The sequence below is a fragment of the Caballeronia grimmiae genome (genome assembly GCF_000698555.1).
In the GTDB taxonomy this organism is placed as follows: Bacteria; Pseudomonadota; Gammaproteobacteria; order Burkholderiales; family Burkholderiaceae; genus Caballeronia; species Caballeronia grimmiae.
In genome coordinates, this window is sequence record NZ_JFHE01000002.1 from 252,919 (window position 1) to 278,522 (window position 25,604).

A 25,604-nucleotide genomic window follows, 5' to 3' on the forward strand; every position below is an offset into this window, starting at 1 on the left:
GATATCCCGATGGACTACGTGAAACTCGGCACGACCGGGCTTGAAGTATCGCGACTGTGTCTCGGATGCATGACCTTCGGCGTGCCTGAGCGCGGCACGCATCCGTGGACGCTCGATGAAGAGCAAAGCCGTCCCATCCTTCAGCAGGCGCTGGACGCCGGCATCAATTTCTTCGATACCGCCAATACTTATTCCGATGGCACATCGGAAGAGATCGTTGGCCGCGCGTTGCGAGACATGACGAAGCGCGATGACATCGTCATTGCGACGAAGGTCTTCAATCGCATGCGGCCGGGTCCAAACGGCGCTGGCCTTTCACGCAAGGCCATCTTCAATGAAATTGATAACAGCCTGAAGCGACTCGGCACCGATTACGTCGATCTTTATCAGATTCATCGTTGGGACTACACGACGCCGATAGAAGAGACACTGGAGGCGCTGCACGATATCGTCAAGGCGGGCAAGGCCCGTTATATCGGTGCGTCCTCGATGTATGCGTGGCAGTTCAGCAAGGCGCTTTACACATCGCGGGCGAATGGCTGGACAGAGTTCAAGACGATGCAGAATCACTTGAACCTGCTTTATCGAGAAGAGGAACGCGAGATGCTGCCCCTATGCGAGGATCAGGGCATAGGCGTATTGCCCTGGAGCCCGCTTGCGCGCGGCCGTCTCACGCGCGAATGGGACGCCACGAGCGAGCGTCAGCAAACGGATGCCTTTGGCAGCACGCTGTATCAGACGCACGATGCGGACCGCGCTATCGTCGAAGCCGTTGCTTCAGTGGCAAAGGCGCGCGGTGTGCCACGGGCACACGTGGCGCTTGCATGGGTCGCGCAGAAGTCGCCCGTTAGCGCGCCGATCATCGGGGCATCGAAACCGCATCACGTGAGCGATGCGGTTGCTGCGTTGTCGCTGCACCTGACGGCCGAAGAAATTGCGCAACTCGAAGCGCCCTATGTGCCGCATGCAGTCGCAGGCTTCAAGTAAATTTGCGCGCCGATAGAGCCTCGCTCGAAACTCATAACTGTGACTCTATCGGCAGAATGCCAAGCATCCATATCGTCGCACGCTTGAGCGCGGACACGCCGGGCTCGCTCTTAAGCGTGGTCGTCGCGCCTTGATCGTCCGTATCGATCCAGACCATACGCTGCCCGCCGCCGGCGTTGGGCTGCATTTCGACGCGCCATGCGATGCGGTCTATCCTCGTCCCGATGCCATCCGCCACTTGCTGCGCCGCCGCCGCACTTTCGCAATACACGCCAATCTCCGTGTTCAATTCAACTGAACGCGGGTCGAGGTTCATGGAGCCGATAAAGATTCGCTCTCGGTCGAAGACATAAGTCTTTGCATGCAGCGACGCCTTCGACGATCCGAACATCGTTTTCTTTTCTTTGTCTTGATCGTCTTCCTTGCCGTCTTCGGACGCGACCGGCTTTAGCTCGTATAGCCGCACGCCCGCTTCGAGCATGTCCTTGCGATAGCGTTGATAACCCGCATGAACTGCCGCCACATCGGTAGCCGCCAGAGAGTTGGTAAGCACCGTCACGCGCACGCCGCGAGCCGTCATCGACCGCAGCCATTCGACACCGATCTCGCGCGGAACGAAATAGGGCGACACGATCAGCAATTCATTCCTGGGCGCGAGCCGTAGCGCCCTGAACTTCGACATCAAACGGCCTTCACTGTCACTGGGATCACGCGTGATTTTTTCAGGATCATCGTAGAGCAAGGTGGCCTTGCCCCACGCAAACGTTGCATCGCGCGATTCGATCGCTTGTGAGATACGTTGCCTTGCTTGTGCGACATAGGGAGAATGCGCTTCCGACTGCAGATAGGCATCGAGTCCCTTGCGATATGTGGCGAGCGCATTCGAATCCGCGCGGCGGCCCACGAGGTCCTCAATGGGATAGGCGGCATCGGAGTTCCAGTAGAGATCGAACGCGTCCGAGACTTCCGCAACAACCGGGCCATGCACGAGTACATCGAGATCGCCGAATGCGATCGTGCTCGATGCGCCAAAGTATTCATCGCCGATGTTTCTTCCTCCCAGAATGGAGAACTGGTTATCGGCGACAAGCGACTTATTGTGCATGCGGCGATTCACTCTGAAGAATTCGAGTGCGGAGCCGAGCCGCTTGAAGCTGCGGTTGGCCACCGGATTGAAGAGACGCACTTGTATGTTTGGGTGAGAAGCGAGCGCAAGCAGAAGATTGTCGTCGGCATTGGTGCCGAGATCGTCAAGCAGTAATCGCACGCGCACGCCACGATCCGCCGCACGCAGAACCGACGCGGCCATCGCGCGTCCCGTGAGATCGTCGTGCCAGATATAGTATTGAAGATCGAGCGAACGATCCGCGCTTTCCGCAAGTACGATTCGAGCGACGAGCGCATCGACTCCGTCGGACAAGAGATGAAATGCATTGTCGTCGGGATGCGCGGCTTCGCTTTCGGACACGGCTTGGCCCAGGCGCGTATCCGGCGACTTGGCAATTACATGACTCGGCGTGCGCCCGGTTTGAGGCGGAAGGCTTGCGCATGCAGTCATCAAAGCGAGCGTCGCCATTGCGTAGAGCAATCGCTTCCATGCTTGCCTGAGCATTGGCGTCGCCTCCTAAGCCGTCTGTTTTTCCTTGCGTGCCGCGGTGCTCAATCGCGCACGCACGAAGCCGATATGCTCGCGCAGCACGTAGAGTGCATCGGCATAGGCAAGCGGTAGCTTGAGTGTATCCAGTGACTCTTCGATGTGGTCGAGTTCGACCAGCAATGCGCGCCGCTCTTCATCGTTCGACATATGCATTGCACCTCGCTCGATTGCGATCAGCGCGCCGTAATAGCGATAGATGCGAGAACGCACGCGCCATCGGTAAAGCGCGGGCACGAGCCGCAGCATCGGAAAGACCAGTACCGCGGCGGGCAGAAGCAACACGAGCGCACGGTCCGCGATATTCGCAAGCCAGAACGGCAGCGCGCGATAGAGAAAACTCTTTCCCGAACGGTAATAGCGGCTGGCATCCTCGCTGATGGGAAACTCATGCGCAACCGGACTGGGAAACTGGCCCGCGCGCTGCAATAGCCCGGCCATTCCATGCACTTCCTGTGCGGCTTCGATCAGTAAATCCGACAACGCCGGATGCAGGCTGTTGCGCGCGACGAGCTCGACAGTCGGACTGATCAGATGCACCGTCTGCGGTGGAATGCGCCGCCCGAGATCGAGCACGCCGGGCGGCAATTCGATCTCGTCGAGATACGGAAAGATCCGCGTATAGGCACGCGCTTCGTTGAAATCCATCACCGATATGCCGGGCACTTTCAGCAGCCGAAGCATGAGCCCGCGCGTGGCCGAATCACCGCTTAGAAACACGGCGTCCGCTTCATTGCTGACGAGTTCCGTGGCGGCTTGCAGGCCGTCCGTCGACAGAAGCTGCGTACTGCCGCCGGGCGTAATGCCATTGGCCTCGAGCAGTTTCAGCGATAGCGTGCGCGTGCCGCTGCCTACGCGTCCGATGGCGACGCGCTTGCCTTCCAGTTGCGATAGCAGCGTGAGTCCCTTGCCGCGATAGAACACGACGATCGGTACATAGGACACGCTGCCAAGCGAAATCAGCGACGATGCCTGCTCTTTTGTAGCGATGCCGCCTTGCACGAGCGCGAGGTCGACTTGCGCTTTAGGATCGAGCAGGCGCTCCAGGTTCTGCACGGAGCCTTCGGAAGGCAGTACCTTGAGCGTGATGCCGTTGCGCGCGAGGATCTTCGCGTATTCCTGCGAAGTCTGGTAAAGCGAACTGTCGGGTTGACCGGCGCTCATCGTGATCGTTTTGGGCGGCGCGGGGTCGACCAGCCAGACGACGAGCGCGGTCGCGAGCGCAAAAGCGAGCAGCATAGGCCCGACTATCCAGGTGAGGTCGTGCAGCACCCCTTTCGCATGGTCCCGCGGCATGTGCGGGCGTTTCATGCGATGCCGCCGCATGAGCGGATTGCCTTCGATTTCTGCGCATCGGGTTTGACACTGAGCATGTCGAGCCTGGTTTGGACGCGGCGTTGACTCGCAGTGTACCGCCAGCCGCCGTGTGAGCGGCATTCGTCAACGCGATTGGCAGCGCCCAAGCGTTGGCATTTTGCATTCAGGCCCAATGCGCCGGAACCCAGACTGCGCCGACCCAGTGCCCCGGAACCCACACGGCGGGTGCCGGTGCGGGCGCCACGTAGACGACAGCGGGCGGCGGAGGCGGCGGCGCTACGATCACCGTGCCGGTGGTGACCGTCCCGGCCGTCACCACGGTGGTGCTATGCGAGACGTTCGTCGCGGTCGCGGATCCCGATGTCACGACGACGCCCGGCGCGACGCTCGTTGCACTGCCCGAATGCGTGACTGTGCCGCCGTTCGCGGTATCGACGGTTCCGTAGCGGTTGCAGGTGTTGCCCGCGCAGTTCGTGGATGCCGTATGCGTCGACGTATTGCCGTTGGGTCCGGTGACCGAGCCAGACGATGAATACTGCCCGGGCGCGTTGCGTGTCACGGTGTTCGCGGTGGTCGCCGTGTTGCTTCCGGAGCTGGTCATGGTGCCGGTATGCGAGCACGAGCCGCTGGCGCAACTCGTGTCGCCTGCATGCTGCATCGAACGTCCGTTGGGGCCATAGGCCGTGCCTGAGTTCGAGAACTGGCCCGGCGAAGTTCGGGTGACAGTGCCGGAGTTAGTCGCGACGCCGCCCCACGGGTTCATCACGCCGCCCGCATGGGAACAGCTTCCGCCGCCGCAGGAGCCGAAATGCGCACCGTTGTACTCGCCTCGCCCCGTGTAGGCCGTGCCGCCGCGCGCCCAGCCGGCGAAAGCGGAGCCGCTCGAAAGCGTGAGGGCGACGGCAGCGGCGGCGATCATCATCCGGCGCAGTCCCGTTTTGGATGCAGACGAAACGAGCTTGCATGCAGAATTCGATTGGTCGTTCACGGGACGTCCCTCCGGGTTCGTGGGCCACATGGCGTTTCACTGTGGCGACGGACTCACTATAGGGGAAGGCCTTCGCGCAGTCTCGTGCAGACTTATTTCATGCGATGTCACCGGTCAGACGCGATCTGCATGCAGCATGCAAAAATGGTTTCAGGCGTTAGCCGGAGAGGGCGTTGCGTCGCGATACGGTGGCTGCTTGCGAGCCTGGCCGCGAAGGTTTAGTGGGCGCTTCCGTCGTTAGGGGGCAGCATCGAAAATAGCCCTTCGATGGCCGCGCTTGCACGGCGCTTGCCGTCGCTGTGTCCGACCGCAAGCTCGACGACTGCGAAGCCCACGACGAGCGCATGAACCATCGCGACATGTTCCTTGCTCACAGCAAGTCCCATCGCTTCGAGCATGCGCGTGATGCGCGTCGCAATAGCATCTGCGAACTCGCGAAACAGATGGCGTATCGAAGGCTCTTCGTCCGCGGCCTGAGCGAGGGCCATCAGCACGCGCGTGTTCTCGTGCCGCATGGCGACATTCGCGATCGAGGCAGCGGTGATCTTCGGCGATGCTTCGCCCGCGAAAGCATCGAGCGCACCGAGTTGTGCATCGACCGCCGTGCGCGCGACCGCTTCGATCAGCGCGAGGCGCGTCGGAAAATAGTAGGTGAGATGGCTTTGACGCACGCCGGCACGTTTGGCGACGCGCGGTTGCGTGAAGCCGGAATAGCCTTCTTCGCGCAACGTGGCGAGGGCGGCCTCGAGTATGGTTTGTCTTCGATCCTGCACGCTGGCTGCCTCGCGGGACGAACTTGGTTGGTTGACCAAGACCTTATCGTGCGACGGTCGCAACGTCAACCGTGCGCTCATCGGGCCGGGAGTACCTTGAGGAGATTGTTCGCGGAACGCCCTCAACCGCAGACGTTTGTCAGTATGCGGTTGTGATCGTCGAGCGCGGAAAAGCTCGCGTATAAGCCGGGAGACGTGCGTCAGCAGATAGACAAGGTGCAGAAGGACCGACAGTGGACGACGAGCCGAAGTCGATGCCCGAAGTCGTCAAAGGCGCCATCGAATGGATTGACGAACTTCGACGACTTTGACTTTCGCGAGGATCACGTAGTTTCTCTTCTGTCACCCCATACGTTAAAGCATGGCCATTCCGGCCGATGCCGCATGCCACAACGAAAGCTGCCGCAAAGGGTCGCGCATATCGCTGCGTGACGAGAAGCTCCTGCACGATTTGCTTGCCGACTGACTCGAAGTCGCAGCGGTTTTGTATTTTTTTGGGCCATCAAGGTTAAACGAAAGGTGTGCTTACTATCATGGACGATCCGAAATCCTCAGCCGGTTAGATTGAGCGCCACAGAGGAGTCCGCGCTGAACGTTTCGCCACGAGAATAACGTCGAACGGCGTAAGTCACCATGCATACACACATCCAGTCAATGTCCCGTACGCAAGCGCGTGCGGCCACGCCCACGACTGCGTTTCGCAATCTGTGCGCAGTTTTCCGGCTGAGTGGCGCACCCGACAGCGAGCGCCTGGGCCGCGCGGTGGCGCATGTCGCGCGGCACTGCAAGCCCTTGCGCTGGCGAGTGATTCGCGGCGACGATGGCCCACGCTACCTGCTGCATGATGCCGCACTTGCAAGCCTCGAAGTGGTCGATCTCGATGACACCGACGAAGCCCGCAACACGACGGCGATCGAGACACTGTGCGCGCGCCCGCTTCGAATCGACGCGGGCGCGCCCTGGTCGATCACGCTGCTGCGCGGGGCCGCGAATGGTTATCTGGTGTTCGCCTGTCATCCCGCGCTGCTCGACCGGTTCTCGTTGCAGCCGCTCTTTGCGTCGCTATCGCGCGCTTATGCGGGCGAAACATTCGCGGACGATCTCGCGCTGGATCAGGAAGGTATTCTCGAAGCCGAACGCGTATCGATGGAACCGCAGCAATGGCAGAGCGATCTCGCATTCTGGGTCCGGCAACTCGCGGATGGCGAGTTCGCATGGCAACCGCCGCGCGTGGAAGGCGCGCCCGGTGAGTCCGGCTTCGCGATGCCGCTTGGCGGCGCACTGAGCCGCGCGCTGCGCGAACAGGCGCATGCGCTGGGCCTGAGCGTCGAATTCCTGTTGCAAAGCTGCCTGCATGTCGTGTTGCAGAAGATGTCGCGTCAGTCGTCGGTGATCACGGCGCATCATCGGCGTGGCAGCGAGCAGTCCTATGATCGCGCAGGTCACGACGAACGCGTGCGCTTCATCTGTAGCGAGTTCGACGAGACCATGACGCTGCGCCAGTTTCTGCAACACGCGGCGGTGCGCTTCGCGATGGCGGATTTCCACAGCAACATCCCGCCGGCGATGTCTTCGACGAACTCAAGCGTCTGCGGCCGGACTACGGTCGCGCGACCACCGTGCTGTGCGAGCGCGACCACCTACCGCACGATGCGCTCCTTCTCGGCGACATTCGCGGCGAACTGCTTACGCGCTTCTGCCGGCGTCCCGAGCGCCAGGACGTCTCGATCTACCTGCGCACGAGCGGAGACATCACGCTCGATGTGCAGGTCCGTCATCCGCAAAGCGCGCGTGGACTGGCCATCGCGCTGGAACACTATGCGGCGCTTTTGTCGCGGCTCGACGCGCAACTCGACACACCGCTTGCCGGGCTGGATTTCGATACCCCATCGCTCGCGGCGCGCCGTCGCGCGTGGTCGCACGGCGGCCCGCTTGCGGCGGCGCCGCGCGATGTGCTCGCTTGCTTCGACGATATCGTGCGCGCCCAGCCCGATGCGCCCGCGCTGAGCGGTCCCGACGCGCGCTTCACCTATGCGGAGCTCGCGGCTGCTGCGTCGTGCATCGCGCGCGCGCTCAAAGCGCATGGCGGGCCGGAGGCGCTCGTTGGCCTATGCGTTTCGCGCGGCGCGCGGGTCGTGGCGGGCATGCTCGGCGTGATGGCGGCTGGCGCGGGATACGTTCCGCTCGATCCGCTGATGCCCGAGGAACGCTTGCGCTTCATGGCGGAAGATGCATCGCTCGCCGCCGTGATCGCGGATGCGGACACGGAAGCGCGCGTGCGCGCTGCCTTCGCCTGTCCGGTGCTGCGCATCGAAGACATGCTGGACGCGAGCGCGTCGCCTTGCCAGCCCTGCGCATTGTCGCGCGGGGCCGAGTCCGCTCATGCTGCCTACGTCATCTACACATCGGGCACGACGGGCAAGCCCAAGGGTGTGGTGATCGAGCGCGGCATGCTTGCGCACATGATCGCGTCGCTCGAAGGCCGTTACGAGCGCGGACCGGCCACGCGCTGGCTTCAGTTCGCTTCCGTCAATTTCGATGCGAGCGTGCTCGAAATCTTCAACCCGCTCACGCACGGAGGACAGATCGTCGTCGCGCCCGATCATGTGCGCGCCGATCCCGAAGCGCTCTTCGACTTTCTGGTCGAAGCGAGGATCACGCACGCCTTCCTGCCGCCCGCCGTGTTGCGTCTCCTGCCGCGCCGCCCGTTGCCGGACCTCGACACGATCATGTGCGGCGGCGAAGCCAGCGACGACGATACCGTGCGCTTCTGGTCCTCGGTCACGCGGCTGTCGAACATATACGGCCCGACTGAAATCACCGTGCTGTGCACCGAGAACCTCTTTGGCGACCAGAAACTCGCGAACCAGCTGGGCCGCCCGCTGCCGGGCTACGCCATTCATCTGCTCGACGCGAACGCACGCGCGGTGCCGCTCGGTGGCATCGGCGAGATTTGCATCGGCGGGGCGTCGGTGGCGCGGGGATACCTGCATCGCCCTGAAATGACTGCGGAAAAGTTCATCGACGATGCCGATGGCCGAGGCCGGTTGTATCGATCCGGCGATCTCGGGCGCTTCATGCCCAACGGGGAGATCGAGTTCCTCGGACGCAACGACTTTCAGGTAAAAGTGCGTGGCTATCGCATCGAGATTGCCGAGGTCGAGCACGTCATTGCGACGCAGCCCGAGGTGAGCGCGGTATGTATCGGCACGTATCCGCATCAGGGAAGCGTCGCGCTCGTGGCGTGGTACACGGCGAATGGCCTCGATGCCGCCGGGTTGCGCAGCCGGCTGGAGACGCGCCTGCCGGCTTACATGATTCCCGCGTTTCTCGTGCCGGTCGCGCACTGGCCGCTGACGCTCAACGGCAAGCTGGATCGCGCTCTTTTGCCCGCTCCGGCGGCGGCGTCGTCGCAGAAGAGCGCGCGTGCCTTCGATGCGCTCGAACGCGCCGTTCAGTCGGCCTGGGCCGAGACACTCGGCGTGAGCGCGGAGGTTATCGACGAAAGCAGTCACTTCTTCGAAGCCGGCGGCCATTCGCTGCTCGCGACGCTGGCTTGCGGACGGATCGGCGCTGCGCTCGGCGTGAGCTTGAAGCCCGGCTTGCTGCTCGCTCATCCCGCATTCGGTGCTTTCTGCGAGGCGCTGCGCAACGCCATGATCCATGACGACCCGTTGCCTGCGCTACTTCACGATGAAGCCGCGGCACATGGCGTCGCGGTGACGAGCGGCATCGCCGAAGCGATGTTTCATCGTGTCCGCCTGAACCGGATGGATAACGCGTACAACATCGTGATACGCGCGGATTTTTCGCGCGAGGTGAATCCGCTCGCGCTGCACGCGGCGCTCAGACGGCTCTTTGCGCGCGATGCGCTTTTCAGTGCCTCGCTCTCTGATGCGAGCGGCGGGCTTCGCCTGCTGCCGAATGCATCGGGCGAAGCGGTGCAGATTCCCATCGAAAGCGCCACGGCAGAGCAGATCGGCGCGCATATCGACGCCTGGACCACGGCGCCGGTGCATCCCGATGACACGCCGTGCTGGCGCGCCCGGTTGCTGCTCGATGTCGAAAGCGGCGCAAGCACGCTGCTGTTCTGCGTTCATCACGCCATGTTCGATGGCTGGTCGCTCACGCTCCTGCTCGAAGAGCTCGCGGCGAACTACGAGGGCAGAGCGCTCGAACATCGCACGCTGAACTGGTTCGACTATTGCGCGTGGAAGCATCGGGTCGCGCATACGACGGCCTTCGCGCGTGCGCAACGCTACTGGGCGAACAAGCTCGAGGGCATGGCATTGCGCGTCGAGTTGCCGTGCGACTTCGCCACGCGTCGCGCCGATGCGAACCGCGTCATTCCCATGCACCTCACGCAGGAACAGGCCGGCAAGCTGCGCAACATCGCACACACACGCGGCACCACACTCTCGCCCGTGCTGTTCGCGCTTCATCTCGTATGGCTGTGGCGCGTAAGCGGCCAGGCGACGCTCGCCAGTGGCTATCCGCAAGCGGGCCGCGATGTTCCGGGAAGCGAAAGCGTCTACGGCATGCTTGTGTCAATGGCCGTGATGAAGATGCAGATCGATCCGCGTCAGGCTTTCGGTGAACTCGTGTCCGCCGTGCACGCGCAGATGCTCGATGACCGCGAACATCTGCTGGCCACGCCGTTCGAGGCGGGCGTCGCGGATATCGGCGCGGTCAATACGCTCTTCAGTCTGCAAAGCGGCATCGATCTGCATGCGCGTATCGGCGATGGCGGCGTGAGCGTGCAGGAGTTGCCATCGAAAACATCGAAGGCCGATATCTCGGTGATCCTGTATGCGGACCGGCAAGGCGGGATCGATGGCCGTATCGAATACGACGGATCGCTCTTCGAGGCCGGCACCGCTCACGCCATGCATGATGTGTTGACGACGCTCATCGACTCCGCCGCGAATCAGCCTGCCGCGTTCGTCGGCGACCTGGCGTATCTGAGCGACGCGGGACGCGCGCTCGTCACCCGCTTTGCGCGGGGCGCGCCGCTCGACGATGCGGCATCGTCCATACCGGCGCGCTTTGCATCGATAGCAGCGCGCTTTGCCGATCGCGAAGCCATCCGCTTCGAACAGCACACGCTGAGCTATGACGCGCTCGACGCTATGAGCGAGCGCATTGCCAGCGGCTTGCAGGCACATGCCGGCGCGGGATCATGCGTGGGTGTTGCCATGGCCAAGGGACCGCTTCTCGTCGCCGCGATTCTCGGCGTGCTGAAGGCAGGTTGCGCTTACGTGCCGCTCGACCCTTCATATCCGGCCGAGCGCCTCATGCATTTCGCGAGTAACTGCGCGCTGGAAGTCTGTATAACCGATGCCCACGGCCGCGCCGGACTCGAAGCCGCGCAACTCTCGCACCTCGTCTTCGTCGACGCTGGCCTGCTCGCGCAAGCGGCCCCACGCGCGCTGGCGGAAGTCTCGCCCGATGCGCTCGCTTACGTCATTCACACCTCCGGTTCGACGGGCAAGCCGAAGGGCGTGCTGATCGAACATCACAGCGTCGTGCGAATGATCGCGGGCGCGGCCATCGCGCTCGACTATGCGGCGGGCTGTGTCAGCACGCTCGTTGCATCGACGAATTTCGATGCCAGCGTGCTCGAGATTTTCCTCGCGCTTCTGAACGGCGGCACGCTCGTCATCGCACCGGAAACAGCGCGCCGCGACCCCGACCTGCTGCACCACTTGCTCGAACGTGAATGCGTGACGCATGCCATTCTCGCGCCGGTGCTCTTGCAAGGTTTGCCGAAGGAGCCATTGCCTTCCTTGAAGATGCTTGCGTTCGGCGGCGATACCCTCGACGAAACCGCCGCACGGTGGTGGGCCGGCAGGACGCGTCTTTTCTCGTTGTACGGTCCGACCGAAGCCACCGTCATGGCGACCTTCGGCCAGATCGCGCCCGATGGCCGCGTGCGCGTGCTCGGCAAGCCCTTGCCAGGTTACGACGTGTATCTGCTGGACGCGCAGTCGCAACGCGTGCCGCCGGGGTCGATTGGCGAGTTGTGCATCGGCGGGGACAATCTCGCACGCGGTTACCGCAACGAAGCGACGCTGACCCTGCGCCGCTTCGACGCCGATCCGTTCGCGGACAAGCCGTATGCGCGGATGTATCGCACCGGCGATCTGGGCCGTTATCTGGAAGACGGCGTGATCGAGTACTTCGGTCGCAACGACGAGCAGGTCAAGTTGCGCGGCTTTCGTATAGAACTCGGGGAGATCGAGAATGAGCTTGCGGCCCTGCCAGGCGTGGCGAACGTGGCCTGCGCCATTCGCGGCGCGGGCGAGCAGCGCTATATCGCGGCGTACTACGTGCTTGCCGGGAACGCGCAGATCGATGAAGACGCCATGCGCGCGCACATTGCCGCCACGCTGCCGGACTACATGGCGCCTGCTCGCTATATCGGCCTGGCGGCGCTGCCGCTTTCCGGCTCCGGCAAGATCGACCGCAAGGCGTTGCCCGAGCCGGCGGCACAGTCGAGCGGCGAGCCGCCACGCGCGGGACTGGAAACGCAGATCGCCGCCATCTGGTGCGCGCTGCTTCATCTGGATGCCGTCAGCCGCGAAGACGATTTCTTTCGCCTGGGCGGTAACTCCATCCTTGCAATGCGAATGCACGCACGCGTGCGCGCCGAAACGGGTCTGGACTTCGCGATGCCCGCGTTTTATCGCGCGCCGACCATCGCGAGCCTTGCGAGCCGCGAAGACGAGGATGACATCGCCCGCGCCGTGGCGGACGCCGCCTTGCCGCTCGCGCCGGTCGATCCCGCGCTGCCCGCATGGCGCGAGACCGGCGCCGCGCGCATCCGCAACGTGATTCTGACGGGGGCGAGCGGGTTCATCGGCATCCATTTGCTTGCCGAAGTGAGCCATGTCGCCGATACCGTCTTCTGCCTGCAACGCTGCGACGATCCTGCAGCCGGCCTCGGGCGTCTCGTCGATGAAGCACGCGTTGCGGGACTGGCGATCGACTTCTCACGCGTGCGGGTGCTTAGCGCCGATCTCGCGAAACCGCGTCTGGGCGTGTCCGAGGCCGACTGGAACCATCTTGCCGTACACGCCGATGCCATCCTGCATGGCGGCGCGCACGTGCATCATCTGCATGGGTATGGCAGTCTCAAGGCGGCGAACGTGGGCGGCACCGAGGCGTTGCTGCAACTCGCGCTCTCGGTGCGCATGAAGCCGATGTGCTTCGTGTCGACCATGTCCGTGCCGATGATGCTGGAAGGCGCGACGCGCGTGGAGGAACGCATCGCGAGCGGCAGACCGCAATCCGACAACGGCTACCTGCTCGGCAAATGGGTCAGCGAACAGCGCGTGCTGGCCTATAGCCGCGCGCATGGCCTGCCTGCCACGGTCGTGCGGGTCGGCAATGTCACGGGGCACGCCGAAACCGGGTACAGCAACTATCGGCAGAACCACTTCTGGCTCTTCAATCAGGGATGCATTCAGCTAGGCGCGTATCCTGCCACCGGGCAAACCGTCGAGATGACGCCCGTGAATTTGCTGGCGCGCGCCCTTTGCGCGCTTGCGCTGAATCCGCGCGACGGCCTGCATGTCGCCAATCTGCAAAATCGGGAATGCATGAGTCAGGATGCGTGGTTCGAGGCGCTCGGCAAAGAAGGGCTGCATGCTTTGCCGGAAGCGCCGGAAGCATGGAAGCAGCGTCTGGCCACGCTGGACTCGGCCAACGGTCTGGCGCTGCTGCGCGACTTCTATACCGGCGATCTCACCTTCCACGACATGCCTGTCGATCAGATCGGGACCATCGCGCGGCTCGCGCAACTCGATGTGCGTTTCACAATCGACTATGCACGGTTGATACGGGTCTACGTGCGTTATCTGCGTGACGAAGGCTTTCTTCCTGCCAACACGCGCGACGCGGAAGTGATGTAAGGCGTGGCACGCTGCCGTCTCGTTGCGGCGAGGCGGCAGCGTTACGCGGATGTGATGGTTCAATACCCGCGGGCCGCGTTCACTAGATACGCGCCGTGATTGAGCTTATCGAACTTATTCGCATTGGATGATTCATTCGATGACGGCCTCACTCGCCACGACGAACGCACTCAATACGCCCGCTGGCTTGCCAAGCGTGCCGACATAGACGCGATGCTCGGACCCGGCACGCCGAAGCCGTGCGCGAGATCGACGACGAGCTACGCGCCGGATCGATCGTAAGACGGCGGTTGCGGGTTGTGGGCCGGGTTGGTGTCGAACTTTCGGACTTCCGCGATGACATCGCTTGCGTGTGCTGCCAGTTCCTGGAGATCGAGTTCGAGCGCGTCGGCGATGGCCTTGTCGTACACTTCATCGCCATTCACATACAGCGCGAAGGCTTCGAGATATTTCGCTTTCTTCTCGGGATTTTCGATGGTTTCCCGTGTCCATCGATACAACGGGTAATGCTCCGTGCCTTCGCGCTCCGCTTCGGCCACATAGTCGGCGAAGGCATCGAACTGGCATTTCAACTGAGCGTCGTGTCGCTCGAGCACTCTGTTGAGAGACGATAGCGCCGGATTGCTTCTATCCTTGCGCGCCAGTTCCGCGTATGGGGGACTTAGGCGGACGCGCACCTGATATTGCCAATCGTCATTTGACCTCTCGTTCATTAAAGTCTCCTCCAGAGCAGTATCCGGCGGCAACGAATGCGTTCAGCGTAACGCTGACGCTGCCTTGCTTAATCGGTCTTTGTAGCTTCGCTCTGCTCAAGTGATCTCCGAGGCACGATTCGTTTGATAAGCCGGCAATGCAATTTGCCGATTTGCATTCGGCATTCATTATGCAGCGCGTGGCATGCAGCATTGAATTCAACGCGGCGCCTGCTTTCCGTGCATTCGCACGATCGGCCGAGGCTCCGCGTCACGCCCTTGCAAGCGCCACGCGCGCAGGGTATCGAGGGCGACCGAGTTGCGCACATAGCGATGCCAGACGAACGCGAGATCAAAAATCAGAATCGCGAGCCACCACGCATACAGGAAGAGCACACCTCCGAGCACCACGGGCCATAGCGCCTTGTCTTCGAGATCGCCCCAGAGCCGCACGCCGACGATGAGCACCGTCATCAGCGTTCCCATGCCGACGATCACCCGCCGTCCCCAGCGCGGCTTTCGCGGTGCGAACCAGCCCGAAAGCGCAACGACCACGCCTGCCGCGACGAACACGAGCTTGCCGACGATTGAATCTTGCATGCGATCGTGCACGAGGTTCGCAAACGGTCCCGCAAGAAACTCGGCCACATCCGGAAGCAGCACCACCCAGAAGAGAAGCGCACCACCGCAGAACGCCGCCAGCGCAACGACGCGCCATCGCAGCCATGCATCGGTGCGCATCGCACCGCGTGCCTTGACGAGGCGAGGAATGCGCGCGGCGACGGTCGTGCCCATCAGCAGGCACGCGAGCGCGAAGACCGAGCGCGTGAGATGGATGAACGCAGGCGCGCCGCTCGAACTGTCGGCGTCGGATGATGCGGTCACGGCCTTGTACACAAAAAACACGGCTGCGAGATGTAGCGCAAAGCTCAGGAGATAGGGGATCGACGTACTCACGATGCCCCGCGCACGGCGGCTTACCGGAGGGCGCGCGGTCGGTTTGCCGAGCATGACGTCTTCGATGAAGTGATTGAAGACGCCGGCATCGGTCCAGTAGTCGGTGTGCGCTTTGCCGGGCAGCCAGTAGCGGGCGAATCCATAGTCGTGCTTGTCTTCGAATTCGAACGCCTTGCAGCCTGCTGCGCTCAGATAGGCTCGCGTGGTGTCGAGGGCAAAGCCCACGGGATCGCCAAAGTCGTAGTAGTTGCGCCATTTGATGCGCGCGTCGAGCCGCAACGGATCGCCAGTCCGGTCGGGCAGCATGATCCCGCCGTCTGTTTCGCGCGTGGTGAGCGCCATGTTTCTCCATAGGTCAGGCCACAACAACACGTGCTTGTCGATGGGCGAGCCGATCGTCATGAAGCCCCGCAAGCACTTCACCCAATCCGTGCTGATCGCCTGTTTCTTGTCCTTGGGATCTTGTATCGAAGACTGCGAGAGTGCATGCAAAATGCCGAGGAAGCTGATGACGGTGCCCTCGCTATGGGCGATGAGATACACCTCCGGCGCGCAGTTGCAGCGCGTCGTGACGAGGTCGACCAGGCGTTTCATCACGCGATGGAAGCGATAGACGATGGTGTCGCGATGCTGCTTGAAGTCCGCCACGAGCTGAACGTCGCCGACATAATCGCGCAGGACGGGTGCGAGATCGAACTTGAAGACGCCGGCCTTTTCCGTCACGGCGAGCAGGCTTTGCATGACCGCGACGGTCTCCACGACCTCCTCGACGACGCCCGCCGCAAGCGAGAAGTCGGCGGGTTCGAGCTTTCGCTCCCGCACGTTCAGCATGTAGGCGGCCTGCGCGCGGCTCACGATGGACAGGCCCCACGCTTTGCTTTCTTCGAGCGTGTCGTCCTGCTTGACCACTTCGCGCGGTATGTCTGCCCAATAGACTTCGGCGAAGCCGAGTGCCGAATAGAAGGCGCGTTGCTCGGCGGTGTAAGGGCCGCCCTGTGGCAAGTCGAGCTGACGCACATCGACTTCGCCGACGCCCGCGATATCGAAATAGCCGAGTGGCATGACCGGCAACGGCGGATCGTAACGCGCGCCGAACTGGCTGGCGACCGAGCGTACGGTGTCGCTATGCAACTGATTGCCGATACCGTGTATCGCGACGACGATTTTCTGCACGCGCGGCGCAATCGGTACATTGGATGCACTCGCGGTGTCCAATGCTGATGCAGTGCGTTCACCGCGTCCACTCGCCGTATCCTGTGATGCAGCGTCCATGTGCGACTCCCCGCCGGTAGTCCTGCGATGCGTCTTTCGCTGCGAGCTGCCGCTGCCGTGCCGCTGTCCCGGTGCCGCAGAGCAGTCCTGCACGATTGAGATTAGGCTATTTCGCGACCGCTCGGCATGCTGAATGCAATCGACTCATGCAAGATTCAACCGCCTCGCGCAAGCCCTGACTCCAGCGCAACGCCGTTCCAAAGGTGCATCGCCGCATAGGCGCGCCACGGACGCCACCGTTCGACGTACGCGCGTTGCTGCGCTGGCTTCAGGAGCGATGGCTCGCGTCGCGCGATCGCCTGCATCAGCACGAGATCGGCATCGGGCCAAGCGTCGGGGTCGCGCAGGGCGCGCATCGCAACGTAGCCGACAGTCCACGGACCGATGCCGGGCATTGCGAGCAACTCGCGCTTCAAATGCTCGCGGTCCGCGCCGGGCGTGTCGATCGGCAGCGCACCTGTCGCGACTGCGTGCGCGAAGCGCTGCACGGTCTCAACGCGCTTGCCCGGCATGCCGATCTGGGCGAGGTCCGCATCGGCAAGTTCGCGTGGAGTAGGAAACCGCCACGCCGTGCCTTCGTGCGGATGGCCGTCGATGCGCCGCCCCGCGCGCTGGACGATGCGGCCCATTATCGTCGATGCACCCTTCACGCTGACTTGCTGGCCGACAATGGTTCGCACCACTAGCTCGAATCCGGACCACGCGCCCGGTACACGCAGACCAGGAGTCGCCTCGACGAGCGGCCCGAGCAGCGGATCGTGCGAAAGGCAGCGCGCGATTTCATGCGGGTCGACGTGCACGTCGAACAGCCGCGAAAGCGGGACGGCGAGTTCATCGGCGTGGCGGTGCACATCGCCCTGTACGGTCGCGATCAGGCAATGCTTGCGTGCGTGCGGCCGCACTTCGACGATGCCGACATCGCCGCGCCATTCGATCGCGCGACGGTAAACGCCTCCTTCCACCGATTCAACGCCTGCCGACGCTCTCCCGCCGATGAATGCGATGAGCCGTGCCCAGTCGAAAGGGCGCTTGTACGGTAGTTCGATGGTCGCGGCGGAGGGTAACTGCGTCGAGTGCATCTTGTATGCAGAATGATGAATGCCATGATGAGGGCGCTCATTTACGGCTAAGTTTTCACGTCGACAATGGCTCCATCGAAACGGAGGCCAACATGAACGCCATCACTATCAGTATCGTCGCAATCGCCATCACAGCTGCGCTGGCCGTGGTCTCTCCGATCGGGCGCCACGTTGAGCATAGGAGCGCCGCGGGCAACGACCATCACGCGGCATGGGTCGCCCGTGGTTAGTTGAAACTCTCTGCAGCATGCTAGAGCGTGCGTCCGACTGCCCGTTCGGCCAAGCCATTCTCGCACGCAGCGAATTACGCTTGCTTCGCACCACGCCCGGCCGGCGAGGCGGGCTTCACCGTCGTTAGCGTGCGCTCGGCGAGCACCGCATCCCGCTTGCCGAGCAAATGCCGACGCAGGATCGCAGCCATGCGCGGTCCGTCGCGCGTCTCCAAGGCCGAGATCATCTCTTCGTGTTCGCGTATCGCGCTGTCCCACTTCGGCGTCTGGAAATTCGAGCGGAAGCGTAGCGCCTGCAAGCGTCGGTTAATCGACACATACGTTTGCCTGAGGGCGGTATTGCGCGCCGCCTCATTGATCTTGTCGTGAATCGCGCGATTGCGTGCGTAATACCCCGACAAGTCATTCTGCGCGCGACAGGCGACCATCGCTTCGTGCAGCAACTTGATTTCCGCGATCTCAGCGGGCGTGATGCGCTCGCATGCCAGTTCACCCGAGAACGCCTCCAGGCCGCTCATCAACTCGAACATCTCGCGGATCTCGAGGTCGCTCATCTGCGACACCGACGCGCCCCTGTTCGGGGCGATGTCGATCAGACCTTCGGCAGCCAGCACCTTGAGCGCTTCCCGCAGCGGCGTGCGCGAGATGCCGAGCGTTTCGCACAGCTTGCGCTCGTTGAGCTTGACGCCGGGCGCGAGCATTCCTTCGACGATGAAGTTGCGCAGGTTGTCCACAACCGTGTCGTGCAAGCGGAGGCGTTCCAGCTTCGGCAGGAGCGCGGGCGACAAGCGCGCTTCCGGGACGTCAGGATTTTGCATTCAATACCTCGAAACTCGTTTCGGCAATTTTATCTCACTGGAAGCGGAAAAAACCGCCAGCGGGTTATCCCTAGGCCGTTCGGCCTAATAAAACCTTTGCCTGACTCACCCACTGCGCTAGAGTATTTTGCATGCAAAATTCAATTTGAAGGGTTCGCCACCATGCTGAAGCTCGATTTCCACCCCGCTGGCCGACATTTCCTGCAGATTCCCGGACCGAGCCCGGTGCCCGACCGGATTCTGCGGGCAATGAGCTATCCGACGATCGACCATCGTGGACCGGAATTCGGCGCGCTCGGCCTGAAGGTGCTGGATGGGATCAAGAAGATCTTCAAGACTACGCAGCCGGTCGTCATTTACCCCGCGTCCGGCACGGGTGCGTGGGAGGCGGCGCTTTCGAACACGCTCAGCCCCGGCGATACCGTGCTCATGTACGAGACCGGCCACTTCGCGACACTGTGGAAAAAGATGGCCGAGAACCTCGGCCTCAAGCCCGAGTTCCTTAGCTTGCCGGGCATCGAAGGATGGCGTCGCGGCGTGCAGCCGGAAATGATTGAAAAGCGTCTGCGCGACGACGCACAGCACGCGATCAAAGCCGTCTGTGTCGTGCATAACGAAACCTCGACCGGCGTGACGTCGGACATCGCCGCAGTGCGCCGCGCGATCGATGCGGCCGGCCATCCCGCTCTGTTGCTGGTCGACACGATCTCGGGTCTCGCGTCTGCGGACTATCGCCATGACGAATGGGGTGTCGACGTGACCGTCTCAGGCTCGCAAAAGGGCCTCATGCTGCCGCCGGGTATCAGCTTCAATGCCGTTTCGCAGAAGGCGATCGAGGCTTCCAGGCACGCGAAACTGCCGCGCGCGTTTTGGGACTGGAAAGAGATCATCGAGATGAACAAGCAGGGCTACTGGCCCTACACGCCGAACACGAATCTGCTGTACGGCCTCGCCGAAGCGCTCGACATGATCCTCGGCGAAGGACTCGACAACGTGTTCGCACGGCATAACCGGCTCGCCGCCGCGTGCCGATCGGCGGTGACCGCATGGGGTCTCGAAATCCAGTGCGCGGATCCGGAGGTGTACTCGCCCGTACTGACCGGCGTGATGACACCCGAAGGCGTCGATGCCGACTCGGTGCGCAAGCTCATCTACGAGCATTTCGACATGTCGCTCGGCACGGGGCTCGGCAAGGCGAAAGGGCGCATGTTCCGCATCGGTCATTTGGGTGACTGCAACGATCTCACCCTGATGGCCGCGCTCACCGGCTGCGAGATGGGACTGAAACTGGCGGGAATTCCGCTGCAAGAGAGCGGCGTCGCGGCCGCCATGGACTATTTGACGGAACACGTCGCCAAGCCCGAACTGAAGGTCGCGGCATGAGCGCCGCGTTCGACGTAGCCGCGCTTGCGCGTTTGTTCGCCGAGGCACGCGGGCATCGGGCGAAGCTGGATGACTTGCCCGAAACCGCACGCCCCACGAGCGTGGACGACGCTTTCGCCGCGCAGGAAGCGACGCTCCGCGCGCTGGGCGCCGACAGCAACGATAGTAAGGCGATCGGCGGATGGAAGGTCGGCGCGAAGTCTACCGAGGCTCCCATCCAGGGCGCGTTGCTTCCCGCAAGCGGCGTGCATCGCTCGGGCGCTCGACTTTCGATGCAGGGCTTCGGCAAGGCGGGTCTCGAACTCGAAGTGGCCTTCACCTTCAGCCGCAGCTTTGCAGCGAGCAGCGGGCCGTACAGCGATGCCGACATTTTGAATTCAATCGATCGCGTGCATGCGGCGATCGAAGTGGTCGCGAGCCGCTTCGCCGCGTGGCCCGACATCGACAAGCTGTGGCAGCTTGCGGATTTGCAGAACCACGGCGCGCTCGTCGTCGGTGACGGCGTGCCGTACGACGAAGCGTTCCCGTTCGTGTCGCCGTCAATGTCGTTCACGTACGACGATGCATCGCTCTTTCAGGGTGTACCCGCAAATCCGGCTCGCGATCCGCGCCGTCTGCTCGCGTGGACGATCAACCATGCGGTCTCACGCGGACTGACGGTAGAGCCGGGCACGGTGATCACGGCAGGCTCGTATACCGGCATCGCGTTCCCGGCCAGGCCGGGCACTGCGACCGGAGCAATCCAAGGCCTACCGCCTGTCGAATTGCATCTCGACTAAGGCATGCCGCATCAGGCATTCAAAAGACCATCCGGCACTCACCGACAGCGACGATGCTCAATTCCACGACCGACCGTCTGGTCAAGCCGATCCATCTCGTGCCCGCGTCGGGGCGCGCACGGCCCGATGCGACGCCGACGCCCTTGCAGGCGCGTCTTCAACGAGAGCTTGAAGGCGACGTGCTGTTCGATCGCGCGTCGCGCGGACGTTATGCGACCGATGCATCGATCTATCAAATCATGCCGATCGGTGTCGTCGTGCCGAAAGATCAGGACGACTTGCGACGCGCACTGGATATCGCGTGCGATAGCAATGCGAGCGTGCTTGCTCGCGGAGCGGGCACCAGTCAATGCGGGCAGACCGTCGGCGAAGCGCTCGTTATCGACGCGACGAAGTGGCTGAACAACATCGTCCATTTCGACAAGGACGCGCGCACCGTCACGGTCGAGCCGGGCGTGGTGCTGGATCACCTGAATGCGTGGCTCAAACCGCACGGCCTCTGGTTTCCGGTGGATGTATCGACGAGTGCGCAATGTACGATCGGGGGCATGGCAGGCAACAACTCGTGCGGCTCCCGTTCGATGGAATACGGGATCATGGTGCATAACGTGGACGCAATCGACGCCATACTCGCCGACGGTCACGAAGCGCGCTTCGGCAGGCTTTCGACGATGCATGGCGATGCTCGCACGCGCGTTCTCATCGATGGCGTGCGCGACATCGCCATGCGTGAGCGCGATGAGATGCGCGAACGCATTCCAAAAGTCTTGAGGCGCGTGGCAGGCTATAACCTCGACCTCTTCGACTGCCAGAGTCCGCTGCCCTTCAGTGCGGATGAACCTAACCTCGCGAACCTCCTGGTCGGTTCAGAAGGAACGCTCGCGTTCAGTCGTCAGTTGACGTTGAAGCTCGCGCCGCTGCCCGCGCATAAAACGCTTGGCGTGGTGAACTTCCCGAGCTTCTTCGATGCGATGGACATGACGCAGCACATCGTGAATCTCGGTCCCGTTGCGGTCGAACTCGTCGATCGCACGATGATCGATCTGGCAATGTCGAATCCCGCGTTTCGTCCTGTCATCGAAAAGGCGCTGGTCGGCAAGCCGGAAGCAGTGCTGCTGGTGGAATTCGCGGGCGCGGACCGTGGCACGCAGATGAGCAAGCTCGCACAACTGGTCGAGTTGATGAGCGATCTCGGCTTGCCTGGGTCAGTCGTGCAGATGCCCGATGCCGGGCCGCAAAAAGCGCTTTGGGAGGTACGCAAGGCGGGCCTCAACATCATGATGAGCATGAAGGGCGATGGCAAGCCGGTGTCCTTCATCGAAGATTGCGCGGTACCGCTCGAGCATCTTGCGCAGTACACGAACCGTCTCACCGAAGTCTTCAGGAAGCACGGCACCGAAGGTACCTGGTATGCCCATGCGAGCGTCGGAACGCTGCATGTACGGCCGATTCTCGATATGCGCCGCGATGGCGCAATCAAGATGCGCGCGATCGCGGAAGAAGCGGCGGCGCTCGTACGCGAATACAAGGGCGCCTATTCGGGCGAACACGGCGATGGCCTATGCCGTGGCGAATGGGTCGCGTGGCAGTACGGGCCGCGCATCAATGAAGCGTTCGGCGATATCAAGCGACTCTTCGATCCCGACAACCGCATGAGTCCGGATCGCATCGTTGCGCCGCCGAAAATGGACGATGCCGCGAACTTTCGTTTTCCGCCGACGTATCGCGAGCGCGCAATCGAACCTCGACTCGACTGGTCTGCATGGAACGTGACGCGTAATCCGCTGACCGGGGAAGAGGGCACCCCGCACTCGGGCGGAGATGTCACGCACGGACTCGCGAAGGCAGTGGAGATGTGCAACAACAATGGCCACTGCCGCAAGTTCGACGCCGGCACGATGTGCCCGAGCTATCGCATCACCAAGGACGAGCAACATGTCACGCGAGGCCGCGCGAATACCCTGCGGCTCGCGCTGTCCGGTCAACTCGGTGACCACGGCGACGCGCTCGCAAGTCAGGAAGTCAAAGACGCTCTCGATCTCTGCGTCTCGTGCAAGGGATGCAAGCGCGATTGCCCGACCGGCGTCGATATGGCGCGCATGAAAATCGAAGCGCGTGCAGCATGGACCGCGCGTCATGGATTGCGCCTGCGAGAAAGACTGATTGCGTTCTTGCCACGCTATGCGCCGTATGCGAGCCGGATGCCGGCCCTGAGCGGTGCGTTCGAATCGCGCATGCCGCGCGCAGCGCACTGGCTGAAGACGACACTCGGTCTTGCGCCGCAGCGTGCCTTCCCGGTCTTCAAAAAGCCCTTCCTGGGCGATGCGCCCAACAAGCGCACCACGTCCGCCGACAAGGAAGTGCTCTTGTTCGTGGATACCTTCAACAACTACATGGAGCCGGAGAACGCGCACGCAGCAAAGCGAGTGCTCGAAGCTGCGGGCTATGCGGTTCATCTCAACGAGAAGGCAGGCGAGCGTCCCTTATGTTGCGGGCGAACCTTCCTTTCCACAGGCCTCGTCGACGAAGCCAAAGCCGAAGCGCGCCGTGCGCTCGATGCATTGCTGCCCTTCGTCGAGCGGGGCGTGTCGATCGTCGGACTCGAGCCATCGTGCCTGCTTTCGTTACGCGACGAGTTCCTCGGCTACGGATACGGCGATGCAGCTCGTAAGCTATCCGAAGCATCGTTTCTATTCGAAGAGTTTTTGGTCCGCGAGCGTGCGGCGAGACGCCTGGAACTTGAACTCGGACCGATCGACAAGCAAAAGGCGCTGCTGCACGGCCATTGTCATCAGAAAGCATTCGATGCGGTGCGGCCCGTCGAGACGGTATTGAGCTGGATTCCTGGCCTCGATGTGCAGACGATCGAGTCCTCGTGTTGCGGAATGGCGGGCAGCTTCGGTTATGAGGCGGAGCACTATCAGGCTTCGCAAGCGATGGCTGAGCTGTCGCTGTTGCCGGCCGTACGAAAGGCAAGGGATGCAGGCGATGCCTTGATCGTCGCGGACGGCACGAGCTGCCGGCATCAAATTGCGGACGGCGCGCGGATTGAAGCATGGCATGTGGCGCGAGTGCTCGAACGCGCGCTGTCGAAAACTCACTCGAGCCTGAGGTGAATAAAGCAGGTTTTTATCGAAACCATAACAGCGGACATGCAGATGATCCGAGACAGGAGACGACGCCATGACATCACTTCGCAAACCTCGCACCCGCCGCTTGCATAGACGCAGACCGTAGCAGTGCACGCGGGTACTACGCCCTCATTCGACGCACCGAACGATGTTCCGTATGCCGTGACCATGGCGCATTGCTGCGCCGGGGATACGCACGCGATCTCAAGGAGACGATGATGTTCCGTCGAGCCACTACGCGCGTTCTATTGCTGCTATGCGCGATGTATTTCATCACCTATATCGACCGCGTCAATGTCAGCACCGCCGCGAGTCAGTTCGGCGCCGAACTCGGCCTGTCGCACACGCAAATCGGCTTCGTGTTTTCTGCATTCGCCTATCCGTATCTGATTTTCCAGATCATCGGCGGATGGGTCGGCGATCGTTTCGGCCCGCGTCGAACGCTCACGCTGTGCGCCATCATCTGGGCGGGTGCAACGGTGCTCACCGGCATGGCAGGCGGCTTCGTGTCGCTGATCGTCGCGCGAGTGCTGCTCGGGCTCGGCGAAGGCGCGACGTTCCCGACGGCGACGCGCGCCATGTCCAACTGGATGCCGGCCGATCAGCGCGGCTTCGCGCAAGGCATTACGCACGCAGCATCGCGCATCGGCAATGCAGTGGCGCCGCCATTGATCGTGTGGCTGATGGTGGCGACGAGCTGGCGCGGTGCATTCATTATCACCGGTATCGTCAGTTTCGCGTGGGCCATCGCATGGGTCTTCTATTTCCGCGATAACCCGCGCGATCATCCGCGCATCACCGAGAGCGAATGCGAGACCCTTGCGGACTACTCGGGCGTCAAGCAACGCAAACCCGTGCCGTGGCGCCTTCTGCTTGGCCGCATGGCCCCGGTCACGGCTGTGTACTTCTGCTATGGCTGGGTGCTGTGGCTGTTTCTCGGCTGGATTCCGCAGTACTTCCTGCACAACTATCACATGCCGCTCGGCAAGTCCGCGCTGTTTGCGTCAGGCGTGTTCTTCGCGGGTGTGCTGGGCGACTATCTCGGTGGTTCGGTGACCGATCGCATTTTGCGCAAGAGCGGCAACGTGCGTCTCGCGCGCAATGTAATGGTCGGCGTGTGCATGCTCCTGACCTTGCTGTCGCTCGCCCCGATCTTGCTGGTGTCCAACATATCGATGACGTTCGTCGCCATGTGCCTCTCGGCTGGATTCTTCTTCAACGAGATGACTATCGGGCCGATGTGGTCGGTGCCCATGGACATCGCACCGAAGCATGCGGGCACGGCATCCGGCATTATGAATTCAGGATCGGCGCTTGCCGCGATCATCAGCCCGGTCATTGGCGGGTGGATCATCGACCGCACAGGCAACTGGAATCTGCCGTTCACCGTATCCATGATCGTCATGGCGGCCGGCATCATTCTTTCGTTCACGATGCGGCCGGACCGTTCGCTGGAGGCCGAAGAAGAGAAGACTCAGGCCGCGCACGCGGGCAAGCTGGTGTGAGGCGCGAGGTGGCCGCTCGGCGGTGGAATTGCATGTTGCGTGCCGAATGCAGCATGCAACATGCACCGGCGACGTTCGCGGCCGCTTGTCATCACACCGTGACAGCGAATTACGAGGAATATCGAT

At 62.4% G+C, this 25,604-nt stretch carries 16 protein-coding genes; 8 read left to right on the forward strand and 8 right to left on the reverse strand.

Going from position 1 to position 25,604, the window contains the following annotated elements:
- Positions 1-9 precede the first annotated feature (9 nt).
- Positions 10-987, forward strand: a complete 978-nt coding sequence (locus BG57_RS03470; protein ID WP_035960181.1) for an aldo/keto reductase — start codon at positions 10-12, stop codon at positions 985-987.
- Positions 988-1,018: 31 nt separating this feature from the next.
- Here the strand turns inward: BG57_RS03470 and BG57_RS03475 are convergent, their stop codons facing one another.
- The 4 genes from BG57_RS03475 to BG57_RS03490 form a co-directional block, all read right to left on the reverse strand.
- On the reverse strand, positions 1,019-2,599 hold the full coding sequence (locus BG57_RS03475) for a phospholipase D family protein (protein ID WP_052005600.1): 1,581 nt from the start codon (positions 2,597-2,599) through the stop codon (positions 1,019-1,021).
- 12 nt (positions 2,600-2,611) lie between these two features.
- On the reverse strand, positions 2,612-3,967 hold the full coding sequence (locus BG57_RS03480) for a TAXI family TRAP transporter solute-binding subunit (RefSeq protein WP_035960184.1): 1,356 nt from the start codon (positions 3,965-3,967) through the stop codon (positions 2,612-2,614).
- A gap of 154 nt (positions 3,968-4,121) precedes the next feature.
- Positions 4,122-4,880, reverse strand: a complete 759-nt coding sequence (locus tag BG57_RS03485) for a hypothetical protein (protein WP_229753979.1) — start codon at positions 4,878-4,880, stop codon at positions 4,122-4,124.
- A 284-nt stretch (positions 4,881-5,164) separates the two neighbouring features.
- Positions 5,165-5,758: a TetR/AcrR family transcriptional regulator gene (locus BG57_RS03490; protein WP_229753958.1), complete on the reverse strand. Its 594-nt coding sequence runs from the start codon at positions 5,756-5,758 to the stop codon at positions 5,165-5,167.
- Positions 5,759-6,373: 615 nt separating this feature from the next.
- Between BG57_RS03490 and BG57_RS33615 the strand changes: the two genes are divergently transcribed.
- Entirely contained in the window at positions 6,374-7,726 is a 1,353-nt protein-coding gene (locus BG57_RS33615; protein WP_035960188.1) for a condensation domain-containing protein, read from the forward strand.
- Positions 7,696-13,632 carry a non-ribosomal peptide synthetase gene (locus tag BG57_RS03505; protein ID WP_229753978.1) on the forward strand — a complete coding sequence of 1,979 codons (5,937 nt, stop codon included), beginning with the start codon at positions 7,696-7,698 and terminating at the stop codon, positions 13,630-13,632. The genes BG57_RS33615 and BG57_RS03505 overlap by 31 nt, the downstream gene beginning before the upstream one ends.
- Before the next feature lie 260 nt (positions 13,633-13,892).
- Here BG57_RS03505 and BG57_RS03510 read toward each other — a convergent pair whose 3' ends face one another.
- The 3 genes from BG57_RS03510 to BG57_RS03520 form a co-directional block, all read right to left on the reverse strand.
- A complete protein-coding gene (locus tag BG57_RS03510) occupies positions 13,893-14,345 on the reverse strand; it encodes a hypothetical protein (protein WP_035960191.1) in 453 nt (150 codons plus the stop codon).
- A 198-nt stretch (positions 14,346-14,543) separates the two neighbouring features.
- Complete coding sequence (locus tag BG57_RS03515) at positions 14,544-16,553, reverse strand: MFS transporter (protein ID WP_229753957.1); 2,010 nt, start codon at positions 16,551-16,553, stop codon at positions 14,544-14,546.
- 155 nt (positions 16,554-16,708) lie between these two features.
- Positions 16,709-17,632, reverse strand: a complete 924-nt coding sequence (locus tag BG57_RS03520; protein ID WP_035960193.1) for a DNA-3-methyladenine glycosylase family protein — start codon at positions 17,630-17,632, stop codon at positions 16,709-16,711.
- 92 nt (positions 17,633-17,724) lie between these two features.
- On the opposite strand from BG57_RS03520, the gene BG57_RS32920 reads away from it, so the two are divergent.
- Positions 17,725-17,862: a hypothetical protein gene (locus tag BG57_RS32920; protein WP_160174705.1), complete on the forward strand. Its 138-nt coding sequence runs from the start codon at positions 17,725-17,727 to the stop codon at positions 17,860-17,862.
- Between the two features lie 74 nt (positions 17,863-17,936).
- On the opposite strand, the gene BG57_RS03530 is transcribed toward BG57_RS32920, so the two are convergent.
- The gene (locus BG57_RS03530; protein ID WP_035960195.1) at positions 17,937-18,680 is read right to left on the reverse strand and encodes a GntR family transcriptional regulator; all 744 of its coding nucleotides are present in this window, start codon (positions 18,678-18,680) and stop codon (positions 17,937-17,939) included.
- Between the two features lie 162 nt (positions 18,681-18,842).
- On the opposite strand from BG57_RS03530, the gene BG57_RS03535 reads away from it, so the two are divergent.
- The 4 genes from BG57_RS03535 to BG57_RS03550 all read left to right on the forward strand — a co-directional run bounded on the left by BG57_RS03535 (position 18,843) and on the right by BG57_RS03550 (position 25,478).
- Positions 18,843-20,063 carry a pyridoxal-phosphate-dependent aminotransferase family protein gene (locus tag BG57_RS03535; RefSeq protein ID WP_035960196.1) on the forward strand — a complete coding sequence of 407 codons (1,221 nt, stop codon included), beginning with the start codon at positions 18,843-18,845 and terminating at the stop codon, positions 20,061-20,063.
- Positions 20,060-20,842 (forward strand): 2-keto-4-pentenoate hydratase, encoded by a 783-nt coding sequence (locus BG57_RS03540; RefSeq protein WP_035960197.1) that lies wholly within the window; start codon positions 20,060-20,062, stop codon positions 20,840-20,842. Before BG57_RS03535 ends, BG57_RS03540 begins: the two co-directional genes overlap by 4 nt.
- A gap of 53 nt (positions 20,843-20,895) precedes the next feature.
- Positions 20,896-23,958, forward strand: a complete 3,063-nt coding sequence (locus tag BG57_RS03545) for an FAD-binding and (Fe-S)-binding domain-containing protein (protein ID WP_035960198.1) — start codon at positions 20,896-20,898, stop codon at positions 23,956-23,958.
- Positions 23,959-24,188: 230 nt separating this feature from the next.
- On the forward strand, positions 24,189-25,478 hold the full coding sequence (locus BG57_RS03550) for an MFS transporter (RefSeq protein WP_035960446.1): 1,290 nt from the start codon (positions 24,189-24,191) through the stop codon (positions 25,476-25,478).
- The last annotated feature ends 126 nt before the right edge of the window (positions 25,479-25,604 follow it).

Coding starts and splice junctions, on each gene's coding strand:
- BG57_RS03475 (WP_052005600.1), bottom strand. CDS start 2,599: ATGCTCAGGCAAGCATGGAAGCGATTGCTCTACGCAATGGCGACGCTC.
- BG57_RS33615 (WP_035960188.1), top strand. CDS start 6,374: ATGTCCCGTACGCAAGCGCGTGCGGCCACGCCCACGACTGCGTTTCGC.
- BG57_RS03515 (WP_229753957.1), bottom strand. CDS start 16,553: ATGGACGCTGCATCACAGGATACGGCGAGTGGACGCGGTGAACGCACT.
- BG57_RS03485 (WP_229753979.1), bottom strand. CDS start 4,880: ATGATGATCGCCGCCGCTGCCGTCGCCCTCACGCTTTCGAGCGGCTCC.
- BG57_RS03470 (WP_035960181.1), top strand. CDS start 10: ATGGACTACGTGAAACTCGGCACGACCGGGCTTGAAGTATCGCGACTG.
- BG57_RS03520 (WP_035960193.1), bottom strand. CDS start 17,632: ATGCACTCGACGCAGTTACCCTCCGCCGCGACCATCGAACTACCGTAC.
- BG57_RS03480 (WP_035960184.1), bottom strand. CDS start 3,967: ATGCGGCGGCATCGCATGAAACGCCCGCACATGCCGCGGGACCATGCG.
- BG57_RS03510 (WP_035960191.1), bottom strand. CDS start 14,345: ATGAACGAGAGGTCAAATGACGATTGGCAATATCAGGTGCGCGTCCGC.
- BG57_RS03545 (WP_035960198.1), top strand. CDS start 20,896: ATGCTCAATTCCACGACCGACCGTCTGGTCAAGCCGATCCATCTCGTG.
- BG57_RS32920 (WP_160174705.1), top strand. CDS start 17,725: ATGAACGCCATCACTATCAGTATCGTCGCAATCGCCATCACAGCTGCG.
- BG57_RS03535 (WP_035960196.1), top strand. CDS start 18,843: ATGCTGAAGCTCGATTTCCACCCCGCTGGCCGACATTTCCTGCAGATT.
- BG57_RS03540 (WP_035960197.1), top strand. CDS start 20,060: ATGAGCGCCGCGTTCGACGTAGCCGCGCTTGCGCGTTTGTTCGCCGAG.
- BG57_RS03530 (WP_035960195.1), bottom strand. CDS start 18,680: ATGCAAAATCCTGACGTCCCGGAAGCGCGCTTGTCGCCCGCGCTCCTG.
- BG57_RS03550 (WP_035960446.1), top strand. CDS start 24,189: ATGATGTTCCGTCGAGCCACTACGCGCGTTCTATTGCTGCTATGCGCG.